This is a genomic window from Sphingomonas leidyi (assembly GCF_011761945.1).
Taxonomy (GTDB): domain Bacteria; phylum Pseudomonadota; class Alphaproteobacteria; order Sphingomonadales; family Sphingomonadaceae; genus Sphingomonas; species Sphingomonas leidyi.
This window is the reverse complement of sequence record NZ_JAASQV010000001.1, coordinates 1,339,900-1,356,501: the sequence shown is the minus strand read 5'-3', so window position 1 is coordinate 1,356,501 and position 16,602 is coordinate 1,339,900. Positions and strand designations below refer to the sequence as shown.

General features: G+C 67.4%; 16 protein-coding genes. 10 read left to right on the top strand and 6 right to left on the bottom strand.

The features are described 5' to 3' along the window. Positions 1–57 precede the first annotated feature (57 nt). Entirely contained in the window at positions 58–858 is an 801-nt protein-coding gene (locus FHR20_RS06575; protein ID WP_167298750.1) for a DODA-type extradiol aromatic ring-opening family dioxygenase, read from the bottom strand. Between the two features lie 77 nt (positions 859–935). Between FHR20_RS06575 and FHR20_RS06570 the strand changes: the two genes are divergently transcribed. The 4 genes from FHR20_RS06570 (at position 936) to FHR20_RS06555 (ending at position 4,014) form a co-directional block, all read left to right on the top strand. Continuing rightward, the gene (locus FHR20_RS06570) at positions 936–1,448 is read left to right on the top strand and encodes a (2Fe-2S)-binding protein (protein ID WP_167298749.1); all 513 of its coding nucleotides are present in this window, start codon (positions 936–938) and stop codon (positions 1,446–1,448) included. 121 nt (positions 1,449–1,569) lie between these two features. After that, positions 1,570–2,487: an RcnB family protein gene (locus FHR20_RS06565; protein WP_208413424.1), complete on the top strand. Its 918-nt coding sequence runs from the start codon at positions 1,570–1,572 to the stop codon at positions 2,485–2,487. A gap of 89 nt (positions 2,488–2,576) precedes the next feature. Further along, entirely contained in the window at positions 2,577–3,260 is a 684-nt protein-coding gene (locus tag FHR20_RS06560; protein WP_243857142.1) for a prolyl hydroxylase family protein, read from the top strand. 31 nt (positions 3,261–3,291) lie between these two features. Continuing rightward, the gene (locus FHR20_RS06555; RefSeq protein WP_286713093.1) at positions 3,292–4,014 is read left to right on the top strand and encodes a prolyl hydroxylase family protein; all 723 of its coding nucleotides are present in this window, start codon (positions 3,292–3,294) and stop codon (positions 4,012–4,014) included. 22 nt (positions 4,015–4,036) lie between these two features. Here the strand turns inward: FHR20_RS06555 and dapA are convergent, their stop codons facing one another. Further along, positions 4,037–4,918 carry a 4-hydroxy-tetrahydrodipicolinate synthase gene (dapA, locus tag FHR20_RS06550; RefSeq protein ID WP_167298746.1) on the bottom strand — a complete coding sequence of 294 codons (882 nt, stop codon included), beginning with the start codon at positions 4,916–4,918 and terminating at the stop codon, positions 4,037–4,039. Positions 4,919–4,989: 71 nt separating this feature from the next. Here dapA and FHR20_RS06545 point away from each other — a divergent pair, with 71 nt between their 5' ends. From FHR20_RS06545 to FHR20_RS06530, 4 genes are all read left to right on the top strand, one after another. After that, a complete protein-coding gene (locus FHR20_RS06545; RefSeq protein WP_167299403.1) occupies positions 4,990–6,996 on the top strand; it encodes a lytic transglycosylase domain-containing protein in 2,007 nt (668 codons plus the stop codon). A 119-nt stretch (positions 6,997–7,115) separates the two neighbouring features. Further along, complete coding sequence (gene greB / locus FHR20_RS06540) at positions 7,116–7,592, top strand: transcription elongation factor GreB (protein ID WP_167298745.1); 477 nt, start codon at positions 7,116–7,118, stop codon at positions 7,590–7,592. 106 nt (positions 7,593–7,698) lie between these two features. Further along, complete coding sequence (locus tag FHR20_RS06535) at positions 7,699–7,977, top strand: acylphosphatase (protein WP_137864784.1); 279 nt, start codon at positions 7,699–7,701, stop codon at positions 7,975–7,977. A gap of 126 nt (positions 7,978–8,103) precedes the next feature. Further along, positions 8,104–8,484, top strand: coding sequence for a DoxX family protein (locus FHR20_RS06530; protein WP_167298744.1), 381 nt, complete (start codon positions 8,104–8,106; stop codon positions 8,482–8,484). Positions 8,485–8,519: 35 nt separating this feature from the next. Here FHR20_RS06530 and FHR20_RS06525 read toward each other — a convergent pair whose 3' ends face one another. After that, positions 8,520–9,437: a DUF2268 domain-containing protein gene (locus tag FHR20_RS06525; RefSeq protein WP_167298743.1), complete on the bottom strand. Its 918-nt coding sequence runs from the start codon at positions 9,435–9,437 to the stop codon at positions 8,520–8,522. Next, entirely contained in the window at positions 9,434–10,384 is a 951-nt protein-coding gene (locus FHR20_RS23020) for a M28 family peptidase (protein WP_167298742.1), read from the bottom strand. Before FHR20_RS23020 ends, FHR20_RS06525 begins: the two co-directional genes overlap by 4 nt. Before the next feature lie 61 nt (positions 10,385–10,445). On the opposite strand from FHR20_RS23020, the gene FHR20_RS06515 reads away from it, so the two are divergent. Beyond that, the gene (locus tag FHR20_RS06515) at positions 10,446–11,246 is read left to right on the top strand and encodes a transporter (protein WP_167298741.1); all 801 of its coding nucleotides are present in this window, start codon (positions 10,446–10,448) and stop codon (positions 11,244–11,246) included. 25 nt (positions 11,247–11,271) lie between these two features. On the opposite strand, the gene FHR20_RS06510 is transcribed toward FHR20_RS06515, so the two are convergent. Beyond that, entirely contained in the window at positions 11,272–13,038 is a 1,767-nt protein-coding gene (locus FHR20_RS06510) for a methyl-accepting chemotaxis protein (protein ID WP_167298740.1), read from the bottom strand. A 143-nt stretch (positions 13,039–13,181) separates the two neighbouring features. Further along, on the bottom strand, positions 13,182–14,861 hold the full coding sequence (gene ettA, locus FHR20_RS06505) for an energy-dependent translational throttle protein EttA (protein WP_137864789.1): 1,680 nt from the start codon (positions 14,859–14,861) through the stop codon (positions 13,182–13,184). A 212-nt stretch (positions 14,862–15,073) separates the two neighbouring features. Between ettA and FHR20_RS06500 the strand changes: the two genes are divergently transcribed. Then, a complete protein-coding gene (locus FHR20_RS06500; RefSeq protein ID WP_167298739.1) occupies positions 15,074–16,456 on the top strand; it encodes a M20/M25/M40 family metallo-hydrolase in 1,383 nt (460 codons plus the stop codon). Positions 16,457–16,602 lie beyond the last annotated feature (146 nt).

Here is a 16,602-nt window from a genome sequence, read left to right as displayed (position 1 = left end):
GTCCTCCCCCGGCCCTTTGCCGGGGGGACGATAGCGTATCGGGAACGGACCTGACGCTTATCCGAACCGATAGCCGCTTACCGTCCATCCCAGCACGTGATCGCGATAGTCGCGCACCGCCGGCCCTTCCCCGCCCGCACCCAGCGCGACCATCAGCGGCAGGAGATGCTCCTCGCGCGGATGAGCGAAACGGGCGTGGGGCAGCCTGTCCCAGGCCGCCACCCGTGCGGCGCGCCTTGCCGGATCGGGGTCCGTCACTGCCTCGGTCAGCGCATCGTCCCACATATCGGCATAGGGCGTCACCTGCGGCCCGCGGGCGCGCAGATTGTGGAAGCTCATCCCCGAACCGACGATCAGCACGCCCGCATCGCGCAGCGGGGCAAGCGCCCTGCCCAGCGCGATGTGGTCGGCCGGGTCGAGATCCTTGCGCAGCGACAGCTGGACGAGCGGGATATCCGCTCCGGGTACCGCCACCATCATCGGGATGAAGACGCCGTGATCCCAGCCGCGTTCGCGCTCCTCTCCGACGGGAAAGCCGGCGCCTTCGAGCAGCGCCTTCACGCGCTCCGCCACTTGCGGGGAGCCCGGCGCATCCCAGCGCAGGCGATAGGTATGTTCCGGGAAGCCATGATAGTCGAACAGCAGCGGCTGCCCATTGCCGGCATGGACGGTGACGACCTCCTCTTCCCAATGCCCCGAGACCAGCAGGATCGCCCCGGGCCGCTCGGGCAGCGAGCCGATCAGCCCGGCGAGATAGGCCTGCATCGGCCGCCACATCGGATCGGGCGGGCCGCCATCCGGGTCCATGAAGAAGCAGGGGCCGCCGCCGTGCGGAATGAAGAGTGCGGGAAGTGTCATGCCGTTGATGTCGGCCCCGGGGCATCCCGGCGCAATGGCGGTTTCGGAAACGGCGCGTTTCCCGCTACACCCCCGGCATGACTCGCTTCACCGTCAACAACCAGCCGGTCGCCTACAAGATGGATCCGCGAACGCCCCTGCTCTGGGCGCTGCGCGACGCCTCGAACCTCACCGGCACCAAATATGGCTGCGGCACCGGCGATTGCGGCGCCTGCACGGTCGATGTCGACGGCACGGCGCGCCTGGCATGCCAGGAGACGATCGGCGCGCTCGAGGGCACGTTCGTCACCACGATCGAGGGCCTGTCCAGGGATCGCAGCCATCCGGTGCAGCAGGCGCTGATCGCGGCGAACGTGCCGCAATGCGGCTATTGCATTCCGGGGGTGGTGATGGCGGCCGCGGTGCTGCTGCGCGGCAACAGGAACCCCAGCGAACAGGACATCAAGGACGCCATCCCCAATATCTGCCGCTGCGGCATCTATCCGCGACTGGCGGAGGCGATCCAGAACGCCGCCCGCATCGCCCGTGGCGACGTCGCCGTGCCCGAGGCCGGGCATGACGCGCCGGGCGCCCCCCAGGCCGGACCCTGAATTGTTTCAAATGCTTTCAATATGCTGACAGGCGAATTCAGAGTCGCGTCAGTTGCCGGGGCCTAAGGAGGGGATACCCCCGAAAGCCCGGCGCGTTGCCGGTCCCAGCGGAGACATTCAGATGAAGAAGACCTTGCTCGCGGCGATCATCGCCGCAACAGCCCTGGTCCCGCCGGCACTGGCGCAGGAACGCGGGCATCGCTGGGGCGGCGGCGACCGTTCCGGCGGCAATGCGGGCGCCGCGCAGCCGGCCCAGGATCGCGGCGACCGCGGGGATCGCGGGGATCGCGGCGGCGACCGTGGCGGCTGGCGCCAGTCCCCGGGCCAGCCGCAGCAGCCCGCGCAACCCACGCAGCCGCGCCCCGAATGGAACGGCGGCGGCAATACGCCTCCCAACGGCTGGAACCGTGGCGGCTGGAATCGTGGCGGCGACCGTCCGCAGCAGCCCGGCGGCGGCCAGGTTTCCCCGCCCCAGGATCGTCCGCAGCAGCGCTGGGACGGCAATCGCGGCGGCAACGACCGTCGCGACTGGAACCGCGACGGCAATCGCGGCGGCCAGTGGGACCGCGGCAATCCCAATGGGAACCGCGACCGCAACTGGAACAACGATCGCCGCGGCAACGACTGGAACCGCAACAATGATCGCGGCTGGAACGACCGCAACCGCTGGGACAACAATCCCCGCGGCGGCTGGAACCGTGGCGGCTGGCACGGCAACGATCGCGGCCGCTGGAACAATGGCTGGCGCAACGACCGCCGCTACGATTGGCGCGACTATCGCAACAGCAACCGCGGCATCTACCGCCTGCCGCGCTATTATGCGCCGTCGGGCTGGGGCTATGGCTATCGCCGCTTCACCATCGGCTACACGCTGAACTCGATCCTGTTCTCGTCGCAATACTGGATCAACGATCCGTATTATTATCGCCTGCCGGAAGTCTACGGCCCGTATCGCTGGGTGCGCTACTATAACGACGCGCTGCTGGTGGACGTCGAGACCGGCGAGGTGGTCGACACCATCTACGACATCTTCTGGTAAGCAAGCCCGCATCTTGCCAGAAACGGGAGGCTCGGCCCATCAGGGCCGGGCCTCTTGCTTTTGGCTCCAGCCCCCGCATGCTGGCGGCGATGACGAGCCCCATGGCCCCCGATCCCGACCGCGCCGAAACCGGCCGCCGCGCCACCGCCCGGCTCGAGGCGAATCCGCTGGTCCGCCACGCCGGGCTCGATGCGCTCCAGCTCTATCACCTGCCCAATTTCCTCAGCCGCACCGAGTGCAAGGCGCTGATCCGGATGATCGACGCCGATGCGAAGCCCTCGGTGGTGCTCGCGCAATATCAGGAGCCCGGCCTGCGCACGAGCTATACCTGCGATCTCGAACGGCAGGATCCGGAGATCCGCCGGCTCGACGCGCGCCTCGCCGATCTGCTGGGCATTCCCCTCGATCACGGCGAGCCCATCCAGGGGCAGCGCTACGCCATGGGCCAGCAGTTCCGCGCCCATTGCGACTGGTTCCGCGACGATGTGGACTATTGGCCCGAGATGAAGGCACAGGGCGGCCAGCGCATCTGGACCGCGATGATCTACCTCAATGACGTCGAGGAGGGCGGCGAGACGTGGTTCCCCCGCGCCGGCATCCGCCTCACCCCCACTCGCGGCCTGCTGATCGCCTGGAACAACCTGGCCGCCGACGGCAGCCCGAACGACGCGACGCTGCACGAGGCGCGGCCGGTGCTCGGCGGCACCAAGTACATCATCACCAAATGGTTCCGCGAACGCCCCTGGACGCCCACCGGCGCCCGGGCCTATTGACCGCGAGCCCCGCAGGCGCAAATTGGCCGTCGTGAGCAAGAATATCGGCAGAGTATCGGGTACGCCCTCCCCCAATCGCGCGCGCATCGGCCGCGAGGTGGTGGCGAAGCTGGAGAACAACCCGCACATCAGGCGCGCCAAGGTGGAAAATGCGCAGATGTTCACCTATCCCGATTTCCTGAGCGAAGCCGAATGCGACATGCTCGTCGCCCTGATCGAGGCGGCCGCACGCCCTTCCACGCTGCTCGCGATGCACGAGGATCCCGAGTTCCGCACCAGCAGCTCGACCGATCTGGACCGCTGGTCCGAGGAAATCTGGCCGATCGACGACCGCATCGCCAATGTGCTCGGCCTGCCGCCGGCGAATGCCGAGACGATGCAGGGCCAGCGCTACACGCCCGGCCAGCAGTTCCGCGCGCATTGCGACTATTTCCACGAAGGCGCGGAATATTGGGACAAGATGGTCGAATATGGCGGCCAGCGCACCTGGACCGCGATGATCTATCTCAACGAAGTCGACGAAGGCGGGGCGACCTGGTTCCCGCGCGCCGGCGTGCGGTTCAAGCCCAGAAAGGGGCTGATGCTGATCTGGAACAACATGATGGAGGACGGCACGCCGAACTACGACACGCTGCACGAGGGCATGCGCGTGCTCGAGGGGACGAAATACATCGTCACCAAATGGTTCCGCGAGAATGCCTGGATCCGCGGCCATGTGCCGACCTATTATGCCGGCGGAGAGCAGCGGACCTGACCTCCCGGGAAAGGCGGGGAGCCTAGATCAGCCCGGCACGCGCCAGTGCCGCATCGACTGCCTTGCGGCTCGCCTCGCCCGCCGGAGTCATCGGCAGGCGCAGCTCTTCGGGAAAACCCGGACGAACCCGCGTCAACGCATATTTCACCGGACCCGGCGAGGCATCGGTGAACATCGCGACGTGAAGGGGATAGAGCCGGTCGTGCAATGCGAGCGCCCGCGCGGTATCCCCCGCCGCCCAGGCCGCCTGGAATTCCGCACAGAGCCGTGGCGCGACGTTCGCCGTTACCGAGATGCAGCCGGTGCCGCCCATCGCGTTGAAGGCGAGCGCAGTCTCGTCGTTGCCGGAAAGCTGGATGAAGTCATGCCCGCAGCCGGCGCGCTGCTCGGTCACGCGGGCGAGCGCACCCGTCGCGTCCTTGACGCCGAGGAACTTGCCCGGAAACGCCTTGACGATCCGCGCCATCGTCGCGGGCTGGATGTCGGTCACCGTGCGGCCCGGCACATTGTAGAGCACGATCGGCAGGTCGGTCGCTTCGGCCACGGCCTCGAAATGGCGGAAGATGCCTTCCTGGCTGGGCCGATTGTAATAGGGCGGGACCATCAGCGCCGCATCGGCGCCCGCATCCTGCGCGGCCTTCACATTCTCGATCGCGACCAGCGTGTCGTTCGAGCCCGCACCTGCGAGCACGGGCACGCGGCCCTTCGCCTGGTCGGCGCAGACGCGGACGACTTCGAAATGCTCCTCTTTCGGCATCGTCGCCGCCTCGCCGGTGGTGCCGCAGGGCACCAGCGCGGCAGAGCCTTCGGCAATCTGCCATTCAACTAGCGCGCGATAATCTTCCTCCGCGAAGCTGCCGCCACGGAACGGCGTCACCAGCGCGGGAATGGAGCCCGAAAACATGGTCCCAGAATCTTCCTTAATTCCCCAATTCGGGGCTGGCAGATAGGGGCGACACGCGTATCATGTCCAGTATGCTTGCTCCGCTACTCAAAAGTGCGTTGCTGTTTGCCGGCGTTTCGGGGCTCGCCGTCTCTTCGCAGCTCACGCAGGAACAGATCCAGTGGTACAAGGTGGCGCTGGAAGCCGGCGTCCCCCGCGTGCCGCCCCCCTATATCCAGGCCAACCAGCTCGCCGATGCGCTGGTGGAATGGAAGCGACTCCAGCAGTCGGACAATTATCCCTTTTCCGACTATGCCAATTTCCTGCTGCTCCATCCCGGCTGGCCCGGCGAGAAGAGCCGCCGCGCCGCCGCCGAGACCGTGCTGGAAAGCGGCACCTGGGCGCCCGGCCTGGTCATCCGGTATTTCGAGCGTTTCCCGCCGCTGACCGCCGCCGGGCGCACCCGCTATGCGGAGGCGCTCGCCGCCTCGGGCCGCCGCGCCGAAGCGGAGGAGCAGGCTCGCCGCGCCTGGCGCCACGGCGTCCTGCGCCCGCGTGACGAGACGGCTCTGCTCGCCGGCTTCTCTTCCGCGTTCACGCCGGCGGATCACGATGCGCGGATGGACATGCTGCTCTGGGCAGGCGCGCTCACTGCCGCGCAACGCCAGCTCGCCTATGTCTCCCCCGGCATGCGCCCGGTGTTCGATGCCCGCATCGCCTTTCGTACCAAGGCGCCGGACGCCGATGCCAGGGGCGCCGCCGCCCTCGCCATCGGCCGTGCCAATCCGGGCTTCATCGCCGATCGCGCGCTGTGGCTGCGCGACACCGGCCAGAGCCCGGCGATGCGATCCTATCTCGCCCAGCCGCGCCAGCTGGCCTCCTATCCCGGCGATGCCGAGAAATGGTACGAGGCGCTGCTCACCGGCGCGCGGGGCGCCCAGTCGGACGGCCAGTTCAGCCTGGCATATCAGATCGCCAGCCAGGTCGATGACGCCTTCCCGCCGGGCACCGACATCAGCGAACAGCCTCTGGGCGAGCGCGACGACTATACCAGCCTCACCTGGCTGGCCGGTTCGGTGGCGCTCAACAATCTCGGCCGGGCGCGCGACGCGATCGGGATGTTCGATCGCTACGGCCATGGTTCCAAGACGCCGACCACCCAGTCCAAGGGCTTTTATTGGGCCGGTCGCGCCGCCGAGGCTTCGGGCGACCAGACGGCAGCGACGCGTTTCTATGGCAAGGCAGCGGGTTTCCCCGACGTCTATTACGGCCAGCTCGCCACCGAACGGCTGGGCCAGCCGCTGAAGCGCCCGCCCGATTTCAACGCGAAGGTCGCCGACCCGGCGGTCCGCGATGCCTTCTTCAAGAAGGAAACGGTCCGCGCCGCGCAGCTGCTCGGCACGATGGGCAATCGCCAGGACCAGGGCCTGTTCATCCGCCAGATCGCCAATGACGCGACCAGCGATACCGATCACATCCTCGCCGCCGAGCTGAGCCGGGCGATCGGCCGCCCGGACCTGGGCGTGCTGGTCGGCAAGAGCGCGCTGCAGAACGGCCTGTCCGACTATACCGCCGCGGGCTATCCGACGGTGGCGGTGCCGGCATCGCAGCAGGATTACTGGACGATCGTCCACGCCATCGCCCGCCAGGAGAGCCAGTTCGATCGCGATGCGGTGAGCCATGCCGGCGCGCGCGGGCTGATGCAGCTGATGCCGGGTACCGCACGCGAAGTCTCGACCAAGCTCGGCATGAGCTACAATCCGGGCTCGCTGAACTCCGATACCGATTACAACATCCAGCTCGGCTCGACCTATTTCCAGCGGATGTACAATCTCTACGGCAGTTATCCGCTGGCGATCGCGGCTTATAATGCCGGCCCCGGCAATGTGAACAAATGGATCGCCGCCAATGGCGACCCGCGCCTGCCGGGCGGCGACATCGTCCAGTGGATCGAGAAGATCCCGATCTTCGAGACCAAGAACTACGTGCAGCGGGTGATCGAGAACGCAGTGGTCTATGATCTGCTCAACCCCGAGCGCTCGCGCTCGAAGGGGCCGGCGAACACGAGCTGGTATCTGGGGAAGAACAAGCCGGGCTGAGGCGCTTGCGCCGCCTCGCGCCATCCCGCCAAGGCGGGGATCCAGGTCGCCAAGGGCATGGTTCCGTTACGCCGGATCTCCGCCTTCGCGGGGATGACGGTTTGGGCTACGGGTTAGGAATGGACCGCCCCAACTATATCACCCCGGCAGGCTATGCCGCGCTCCGGGCCGAATATGACGCGCTCTTCGCCACCGAGCGCCCCGCCCTGGTCGAGACCATCTCCTGGGCCGCCGGCAATGGCGATCGCTCGGAGAATGGCGACTATATCTATGGCCGCAAGCGCCTGCGCGAGATCGACCGGCGGCTGGGCTGGCTGTCGAGGCGGATGAAGGCGGCCAAGGTCGTCGATCCGGCGCAACAGGCGGACAAGAGCCGCGCCTATTTCGGCGCTACCGTCACCATTGCCGACGAGGACGACAATCACCGCATCCTCACCCTGGTCGGCGACGACGAGGCCGATGCCGGCAAGGGCCTGGTCGGCTGGAACGCCCCGATCGCGCGCGCGTTGCGCGGCGCCGGGATCGGTGACCTCCGCCGGGTGATGCTGCCCGGCGGGGAGCGCGAATATGAAGTGATTGCGATCACTTACCCCTAGCGCGCGACGAGCCGCGCCTTCGCCCGATTCCCTCGCATCTTCAAATTGATAGAGTTGCATCCAGGCCGAAGGGATGCGGCCGGGTAAAAAATGGGCGTGGGGACATATGACGGCACAGCGTATCTATGTGTCGGGGCGCGTGCAGCGCGTCGGCTATCGCGACTGGGCGGTGCGCCTTGCCAAGCAACTGGGCGTGCGGGGTTGGGTTCGCAACCTGAATGACGGACGGGTGGAATTGCTTGCCGAGGGCGATGACGAGGCGCTGACCTCGCTCACCGAAGCCTTGCGGGAAGGCCCGCCCATGGCGGTGGTCGATCATGTCGAGGCCTTTCAGACAGCAGGCGACAAGCACGCCAAGGGCTTCACCAAGCGCTTCACCGCCTGAGAGCCGGGGCAGCGCGCGCCTGGAAACGATCGGTTTCCGGGGCGTCGGTTGACCGGATGGGCATGAGATGAAACATTTCAGCCTCGAAACGGCGCGCAGGGGCGTGTCCGGCGAGGAGAAATGTCCATGCCCATTCCCGCAAGCTGGTCGGCCCGGCTGCTGAGCGTCCTGCGCATCGTCGCCGGGCTCGGTTTCCTGCAGCACGGCGTATCGAAGTTCTTCGGCCTGCCGCCCTTTCCCTATCCGCTCAACCCGATGCTCTATGCCGCGGGCACGATCGAGCTGGTCGGCGGCGCATTGCTGGTGATCGGCCTGTTCACGCGTCCGGTGGCGTTCATTGCGTCGGGCATGTGCGCGGTCGGCTATTTCATCGCGCATTTCCCGAACGGCTTCTTCCCCGCCGCGAACGGGGGCGAGGCGATCATGCTCTATTGCTTCGTCTTCCTCTACCTCGCGGCCGCCGGCGGCGGCGCGTGGAGCGCGGACGCGGCGACCAGAAAGGCCTGAGATCGAATGCTGACCGTGCCGGCAACCCGGCGCGGTCAGCAGCGATAGGCCGCCAGCGCGGCCTCGAGCTTCGCCTTCACCTGCTCCGGCGGCAGCCTGGCCAGCGCATCGAGCGTCATCGTGTCGCCCAGCTGCCTGGCCAGCACATAACCCAGATAATAGCCAAAGCGCGGCGGCCAGCCGCCCTGCGCCTTTCCGCCCCTGCCGAAGAAGAAGGTCGCATAGTCCTGCTGGTCGGTCGACCCCAGCTTGGTGCGCACCAGGCACATCGCCTGGGCGAGCTTCGGCTCCACCTCGGGGCGGATCGGGCGCGGGAAGGTGAGCAGCAATGCCCGGTCGTCCGCTCCCGGGTTCATCCGCGCCGCGACATAGACGGCCAGCCCTTCCTGCCAGAGCGAGCACCATAGCGCCGGGCAATCCGGGAAATATCTTGCGTGGTGGAAATGGAACAGCTCATGGTCGAGGAAGGGCCCGATCGTGCCGCCGTCATGGATCCTGGCGATCATGTCCGCCCCGAAGATCGCCACCGTCCTTCCACGGAGTTCGCGCGTGCCGCCGTCCATCTCGCCCAGCGAGTGGATCAGGTAGATCGGCATGGTGGGCGCATAATCGGGAAAGACGCTGCGAAAACGCGCATTGGCCGTCGCATAGGCCCCGGTGAAGTCGCGCGCCGCGGCCAGCAGCTTGTCGCGCGTCGCCGGATAGCCCTCCAGCGCCTTCTGGACGCGCGCGTCATACTGCGCCTCGGTGGCGCCGAAGCGCGGTTCGTAGAATCCCGGGAGCAGCGCATCGAACTTCGCCCGGAATGCCTTCACGCGCTCGGCGGGCGGCATGACCGTGCTCGCCGTCGCGAAATCGTCGAACGCTTCGACCTGGGACTGGAAGGCCGGCGCCTGCGCCGCGGCCGGTGCCGCCGCGAACAACGCGGCCGCCAGAAGGATCGATCTCGTCACCGGGGCCCCTTTTCCATCCGCATCACCAATGCAATGCACCATGTCGCATCCGGCGAAGCAAGCGTCAGCGCCAGTCGCGCAGCATCCGCGCCAGCCCCGCGGTGACCCGGGCGAGCCGCCCGTAATCGATCTTGTCGGGAGTATCCTCCGGCGTGTGATAGTGCGGATAGCGGAACGGCGCGGAACGCCCCCGTCGCCCGTCGCACCAGCGGCCGCGCCGAAACGGGCCCGACAAAGGCGACGAAGTTGCCCGTGTCCGGATAGAGCTGCGCGAGCGGAAACGGGTAGTGCTGGCTGCCGCGTTCGTCGCGATAGAAGCCCATGGTTTCCAGCGAGAACATCGCATCGGGCTTCTGCCCCTTCTCCGCAAGCGCCAGCGCATAGACCAGGCTGCCCATCCGGTCGGTCTTGAAGAAGGGCGGTTCCTCGTTGGCGAAGAAGGCCAGCCGGATGCGGACATTCGCCCGGCCGCGCAGATCGCCGAGCAGCCGCCCCAGTTCGAGCAGCGCCGCGGTGCCGCTGCCATTGTCGTTGGCGCCCGGCGCCGTGAATGCACTGTCGTAATGTGCCCCGACCACCAGTGTCGGCGCCCCGGGGGAAGCCGGCTCGATCACCGCTTCGAGATTGACCGCGTGCCCATCATCGAAGGGTTGACGCAGAACGGCATGACCCTGCCCGGCAAGCGTCCGCTCGATATAGGCCGCGGCGGCGGCATAGGCCTCTGGATGACCGACATTGTGCGGCTTGCCGGCGATCGCGACGACATGACCGTGCAATCGCCCCTCCAGGTCGCGTTCCTCCGGCGTCGGCGGTGGCAGCGCCCCCCGCCACGATGTGCCGGACACCGCGGTCATCCACATCAGCACCGCCACCGGCAAGGCGAAGAGCAGCCCCACCAGCGCCAGCGCGCTCAGCCGGATGCCATGCTCCCGGATCCACGCGCGCATCGCCTCTCCCCCTTCGCCGCGAACGCTACCGCGCGGTTCGGGGACCGTCTATGTATCCGTCATGAAGCACGCGTTCATTCTGGCCGCCGCGACGCTCGCCGGGATCGGCACCGCCCAGGCGCAGGACCTGCGCCCGCTCTGCCCCGACCGACCGGGGCTCGATACCCCCGCCTGCACGGTGGACCGGGGACATCTCGTGATCGAGAGCGGCGCGATCGATTGGTCGCTCGAACGCGATTCCGCCCAGCGCACCGACAGCTGGACCTTCGGCGACCTGCTGGTCCGCTATGGCATGACCCAGGACATGGAAGTGCAACTCGGCTGGACCGCGCTGGGCGCGGTGCGCACGCGCGACCGGGCGAGCGGCACTGTCACGCATGCCAGCGGCACCGGCGATCTCACCCTGGCGGTGCGCCGCAACCTCTCCCACCCCGACGGCTCGGGCTTCGCCGTGGCGGTGATGCCCTATGCCACCCTGCCCATGGGCGGCGCGACGATCGGGGCCGGTGACTGGGGCGCCGGCCTGATCGTGCCGCTCAGCTACGGCCTCACCGACAGGCTCGGCCTGTCGCTCACTCCCGAAGTCGACGCGGCGGTGGACGGCGACCGGCGCGGACGCCACCTCGCCTATGGCAGCGCGATCGGCCTGAGCACCGTCCTCACCGCCTCGCTGAGCAGCGCGATCGAGTTGCAGGCGCTGCGCGACCAGGATCCCGCCGGGCACGCCACCCAGGCGCTGGCCAGCCTGTCCCTCGCATGGCAGCCGCGGCGCGATCTCCAGCTCGACGTCGGCGCCGTCGCCGGGCTCAATGCCGCCAGCCCGGATCTGGAAATCTATCTGGGGATCGCGCGCCGCTTCTGAGTCGGGCGCGATCCCCGATGGCGCTTCAGGCAGCGACCCCGCGGAGTTCGACGACCCGGCCGCGGCGCGCCGTGCCGGCCGCGCCACCGGTGCGGAAGCGGCCCGCCTGATCGGCGAGATTGCCCACTTCCTCGGCAAGGTTCCGCGAAGCAGCCGAAGTTTCCTCCACCATCGCGGCATTTTGCTGAGTCGACTGGTCCATCTCGTTCACTGCGGTCACGATCTGGGTGATCGCGGTCGACTGGGCCTGGTTGTCCGCCGCCATCGCGTCGAGCAGCCGGTGCACCGCGCCGACGCCGCCCGAGATCGCCTCCAGCGCGCTGTCCATGCGCTGTACGGCTCCCACGGCGGTGCCCACTTCGTCCTGGGTGAGCGTCAGCTGTTCGCGGGCCCGCTTCGCCTCTTCCTCGGCCCGCATCGCGAGCGCCGAGACCAGATCGGCGACCACCGCAAAGCCAGGCCCGGCTTCGCCGGCGCGACCCGCTTCCACCGCCGCGTTCATCGCGAGCACGCGGGTCTGGAACGCGATCTTGTCGAGGCCCTCGATAACGTCATCGATGCCGCGCGCGCTCTCGCTGACCCGGCCCATCGCGGTGACGGCCTGCTCGGCAAGCGCACGACCGTCGCCGACCACCCGGATCGCGTCGTCGGCACTGCGCACCGTCTGGTTCGCCGCCTCGGCGGTGCCGCGCAGCCGCTCGTCCATCTGGGCGAGCGCAGCCGAAGTCTCCTCGATGCTCGCGGCATTGCCTTCGGTACGGCGTGCCAGGTCCTCCGACGCCTGTGCGATCTCTCGCGAGCCCGTCTGGATCGCCGTGGCGCCTTCGCTCACCGTGGCGATCAGGACCCGCAGAGCCGCGAGCGCGCTGTTGAAGTTCGCCTTCAGTGCCGCATAGCTTTCCGGGAATTCGGCATGGATCTCACCGGTCAGGTCGCCATCGGCGAGCGCCGACAGGCCCTGCTCCAGCGCGGTGGTGACGATCCTCTGCGTCTCCGCCGCCGCGGCGGCGGCATCGCGCTCCTTGGCGATCACCGCCTCCAGAAATGCATCGACCGAGCGGGCGATGTCGCCGATCTCGTCATGCTGGTCGAGATGCGGAACCTTGGCCGTGCCGTTCTGGCGCGCAAGGCCGTGGATCACCTCGGCAAGGCCCTTGATCGGCACGACGACCTTGCGGCTGACGATGTAGAAGGCACCCCCCAGCACCGCGAGCGCGACCAAGCCAAGCAGGATCACCACGGTGGTGGCGACATTCGCCAGGCCCAGCGCCCTGGTGGTGACGTCGCCGGCGACGCTGATCTGCATGTCGACCAGCTTGCCGACCTTTTCGGAGACGGGATCGACATCCGCATAGAGCTCGTTGGTGACGAACCGGTCGAGCGCAGCCCGGTCGCCGGCGCGCAGGATGCCCTCCAGCCGGACGACTCCCTCATCCGCCCTGGCGATCACCCCCTCGGCCTCACTCGCCAGCGCCTCTTCTTCCGCGGTGGCGTCGGTCGCGGCATAGCGTTTCCATGCCGCATCGACATCGGCCTTGCCCTTCCCGATATCGGCCGCCGCCTGGGCGAAGCTGATATTGCCGTTGCGCGCCTTGTGCGCGGCATCGGTGATGCGCACCGCATAATTGTCGGCGACCAGCTTCAGGTCCTTGAGCGGGATCACCCGATCGGCGAGCACCGTATGGAGCGCCGCCCGGCTGGCGGTCGCGGACCAGGAAAAACCCGCGATCAGCGCGCCGAGGACGATGCCCAGCATCGTCAGCGCGGCGAGCAGCTTCTGCTTCAACGTCATCATTCAACTCCAAAACTTCGTAAATTACGAAATTTATAGAGCCGAATCGAAGTGCGGCATGGCGGGCGGGGAAAATCGCCGGGCAGAACGCCAGCCGGGCGCGGCGGCATCGGCCACCGCGCCCGGCTGGCGCGCATATGCGATCAGCGCGTCAGCTTCTTATAGGCCAGCGCGGTCGGGCGGTCGGCAGCGTCGCCCAGGCGGCGGCGCTTGTCTTCCTCATAGGCTTCGAAATTGCCCTCGAACCATTCGACATGGCTGTTGCCCTCGAAGGCGAGGATGTGGGTGGCCAGACGATCGAGGAAGAAGCGATCGTGGCTGATCACCACGGCGCAGCCCGCGAAATTCTCGATCGCCTCTTCCAGCGCGCCCAGCGTTTCCACGTCGAGGTCGTTGGTCGGCTCGTCGAGCAGCAGCACGTTGCCGCCGCGCTTCAGCATCTTGGCGATGTTCACGCGGTTGCGCTCGCCGCCCGAGAGCTTGCCGACATTCTTCTGCTGGTCGGCGCCCTTGAAGTTGAAAGCGCCCACATAGGCGCGGGTCGACTGGTCGTGCCCGTTGATCTTCATGTAGTCGAGCCCGTCCGAGATTTCCTCCCAGACGTTCTTCTTGTCGTCCAGGTGATCGCGGCTCTGGTCGACATAGCCGAGGCGGACGGTGGTGCCCATCTCGATCGTGCCTTCGTCCGGAGTCTCCTGGCCGGTGATCAGCTTGAACAGCGTGGACTTGCCGGCGCCGTTCGGGCCGATCACGCCGACGATGCCGCCGGCCGGCAGCGTGAACGAGAGATTCTCGAACAGCAGCTTGTCGCCGTAAGCCTTGGAGATGTTCTCCACTTCGATCACCTTGCCGCCCAGGCGCTCGGGCACCTGGATGACGATCTGGGCGCCGCTCGGCTTGCGGTTCTCCTGGCTCGCCACGAGCTGGTCGAACTTGGCGATACGCGCCTTCGACTTGGTCTGGCGGCCCTTCGGACCCTGGCGGATCCATTCGAGCTCGTCCTTGATCGCCTTCTGGCGGCCGGATTCCTCGCGGTCCTCCTGCTCCAGGCGCTTGGCCTTCTTCTCCAGATAGGTCGAGTAATTGCCCTCGTACGGGAAATACTTGCCGCGATCGATCTCGAGGATCCAGCCGACGACATTATCCAGGAAATAGCGGTCGTGGGTGATCATCAGCACCGCGCCGGCATATTCCTTGAGGTGATTCTCCAGCCACTCGACGCTCTCGGCGTCGAGATGGTTGGTCGGTTCGTCGAGCAGCAGGATGTCCGGCTTCTGGATCAGCAGCCGGGTGAGCGCGATGCGGCGCTTCTCACCGCCCGAAAGGTTGGCGACTTCCCAATCCGACGGCGGGCAGCGCAGCGCTTCCATCGCGATCTCGAGCTGGTTGTCGAGCGTCCAGCCATCGACCGCGTCGATCTTGGTCTGGAGGTCGCCCATCTCCTCCATCAGCGCGTCGAAATCGGTGTCGTCCTTGGGATCGCCCATCTCGGCCGAGATCGCGTTGAAGCGATCGACCATGTCGGCCACCTCGCGCGCGCCGTCCTTGACGTTCTCCAGCACGTTCTTGGTCGGATCGAGCTGCGGCTCCTGCGGCAGATAGCCGACAGTGATGTGCTCGCCCGGCCAGGCCTCGCCCGAGAAGTCCTTGTCGATGCCCGCCATGATCTTCATCAGCGTCGACTTGCCGGCGCCGTTCGGGCCGACGATGCCGATCTTGGCACCCTGGTAGAATTGCAGGTTGATGTTGTTCAGCACCGGCTTGGGAGCGCCGGGGAAGGTCTTGGTCATGTCCTTCATGACGAAGGCGTATTGGGCGGCCACGTGGCGGTCTCCGTTCGCAGGTCTGGATATGCAGGAAGTTCGGGCGCGATGTAGCGACGGGACGCGGAAATGGCAACGCAGCGGTCATGCGCCTGCAATGCTGGGCTTCCCCTGCCGTCGCCTCCGCGGAACGGCCTGGCGCGGCCGCGGAAACGCAGCGGAAACCCGCGCCGCATTGCCGAACGTTTCGGCTGCGGCTAGCGTCCGCCGCCATGACCAAGCGCATCCTGCTCGCGGCCGTCGCCGCCCTCGCCCTGCCCCTTCCCGCCCTGGCCCAGGGCGCCGCGCACGATCCGGCGGCCCTGCGCGATGCGGCTCTCAAGGACGATTTCGCCTGGGAGATCACCGAAGGCCTCACCACCGAGATCGGCCAGCGCCTCGCGGCGACCGAAGCGGAAACCCGCGCCCGGGCCTGGGCAGTGAAGAAGCTCACTGCGCTCGGCTTCCGGAACGTGCGCATCGAGACCTTCCGGATGCCGCTCTGGGTGCGCGGCGCGGAGACCGCGGAAGTGGTCGGTCCCTCGGCGCAGAAGCTCGTTCTCGCCGCTCTCGGCAATTCGGGCTCGACCGGGCCCAAGGGCGTCGAGGCGGACATCGCCTTCTTCCCCACGCTCGCAGATCTCCAGGCCGCGCCGGCCGAGGCCGTGAAGGGCCGGATCGTCTATATCGGCAATACGATGACGCCCACGCAGGACGGCTCGCAATATGGCTATTTCGGCGGCGCCCGCCGGGCCGGGCCGAACCTTGCCGCCAGCAAGGGCGCGGTCGCCGTGCTGATCCGCTCGATCGGCACCGATCACCACCGCAATCCGCACACCGGCGTGACCAACTGGGCCAAGGACGTGAAGCCGATCGCCGCCGCGGCACTTTCGCTGCCCGATGCCGACCAGCTGGAGCGGCTGCTCCGGCGCGGCCCTGTGCGGCTCAGGCTGCTGGTCACCCCCGAGTTCAAGGGCGAGGCGGAATCGGGCAACGTCATCGCCGAAGTGCCGGGGAGCGACCCTTCGGCGGGGATCATCGTGGTGGGCGGCCATCTCGACAGCTGGGATCTCGGCACCGGCGCGATCGACGACGCCGCGGGCGTGGCGATAACCACCGCCGCCGCCAAGCGGATCATGGATGCGGGCCAGCCGAAGCGCACGATCCGCGTCGTGTGGTTCGGTGCGGAGGAAGTCGGCGGCTTTGGCGGCGCAGCCTATGCCAAGGCGCATGCGAACGAGCGCCATGTGCTCGCCCAGGAATCGGATTTCGGCGCCGATCGCGTCTGGAAGTTCGAAGTGAACCTGCCCGAAGGCGCCAAGCCGATCGCCAATCGCCTGGCGACCGTCCTCGCCCCGCTCGGCATCTCGCGCGGCCGCGGCACGGCGCATGGCGGCACCGATGTCGGACCGATCATCAACACCGGCGTGGGCGTGATCGATCTCAGCCAGTCGGGCCTGCGCTATTTCGACTATCACCACACGCCCGACGACACGCTGGACAAGATCGATCCGGAACAGCTCCGCCAGAATGTGGCAGCCTGGACGGCGATGCTCGCGGTGACTGCGAACGCGCCCGAGGATATCGGGCCGATCGCCAAGGGCGGCGGCGAGTGAGGGAACCCTATGGCGGCCTCGCTCATTGATGGCCACCAATGGGCAAGATTTGGGCAAAAAAATGTCCTAAATTTTGCCATCGGGTGAATTTGCGATTGACGCATACGCAACGACCGCTATGCCAGCGGTTCGCGACGGCAATCGGG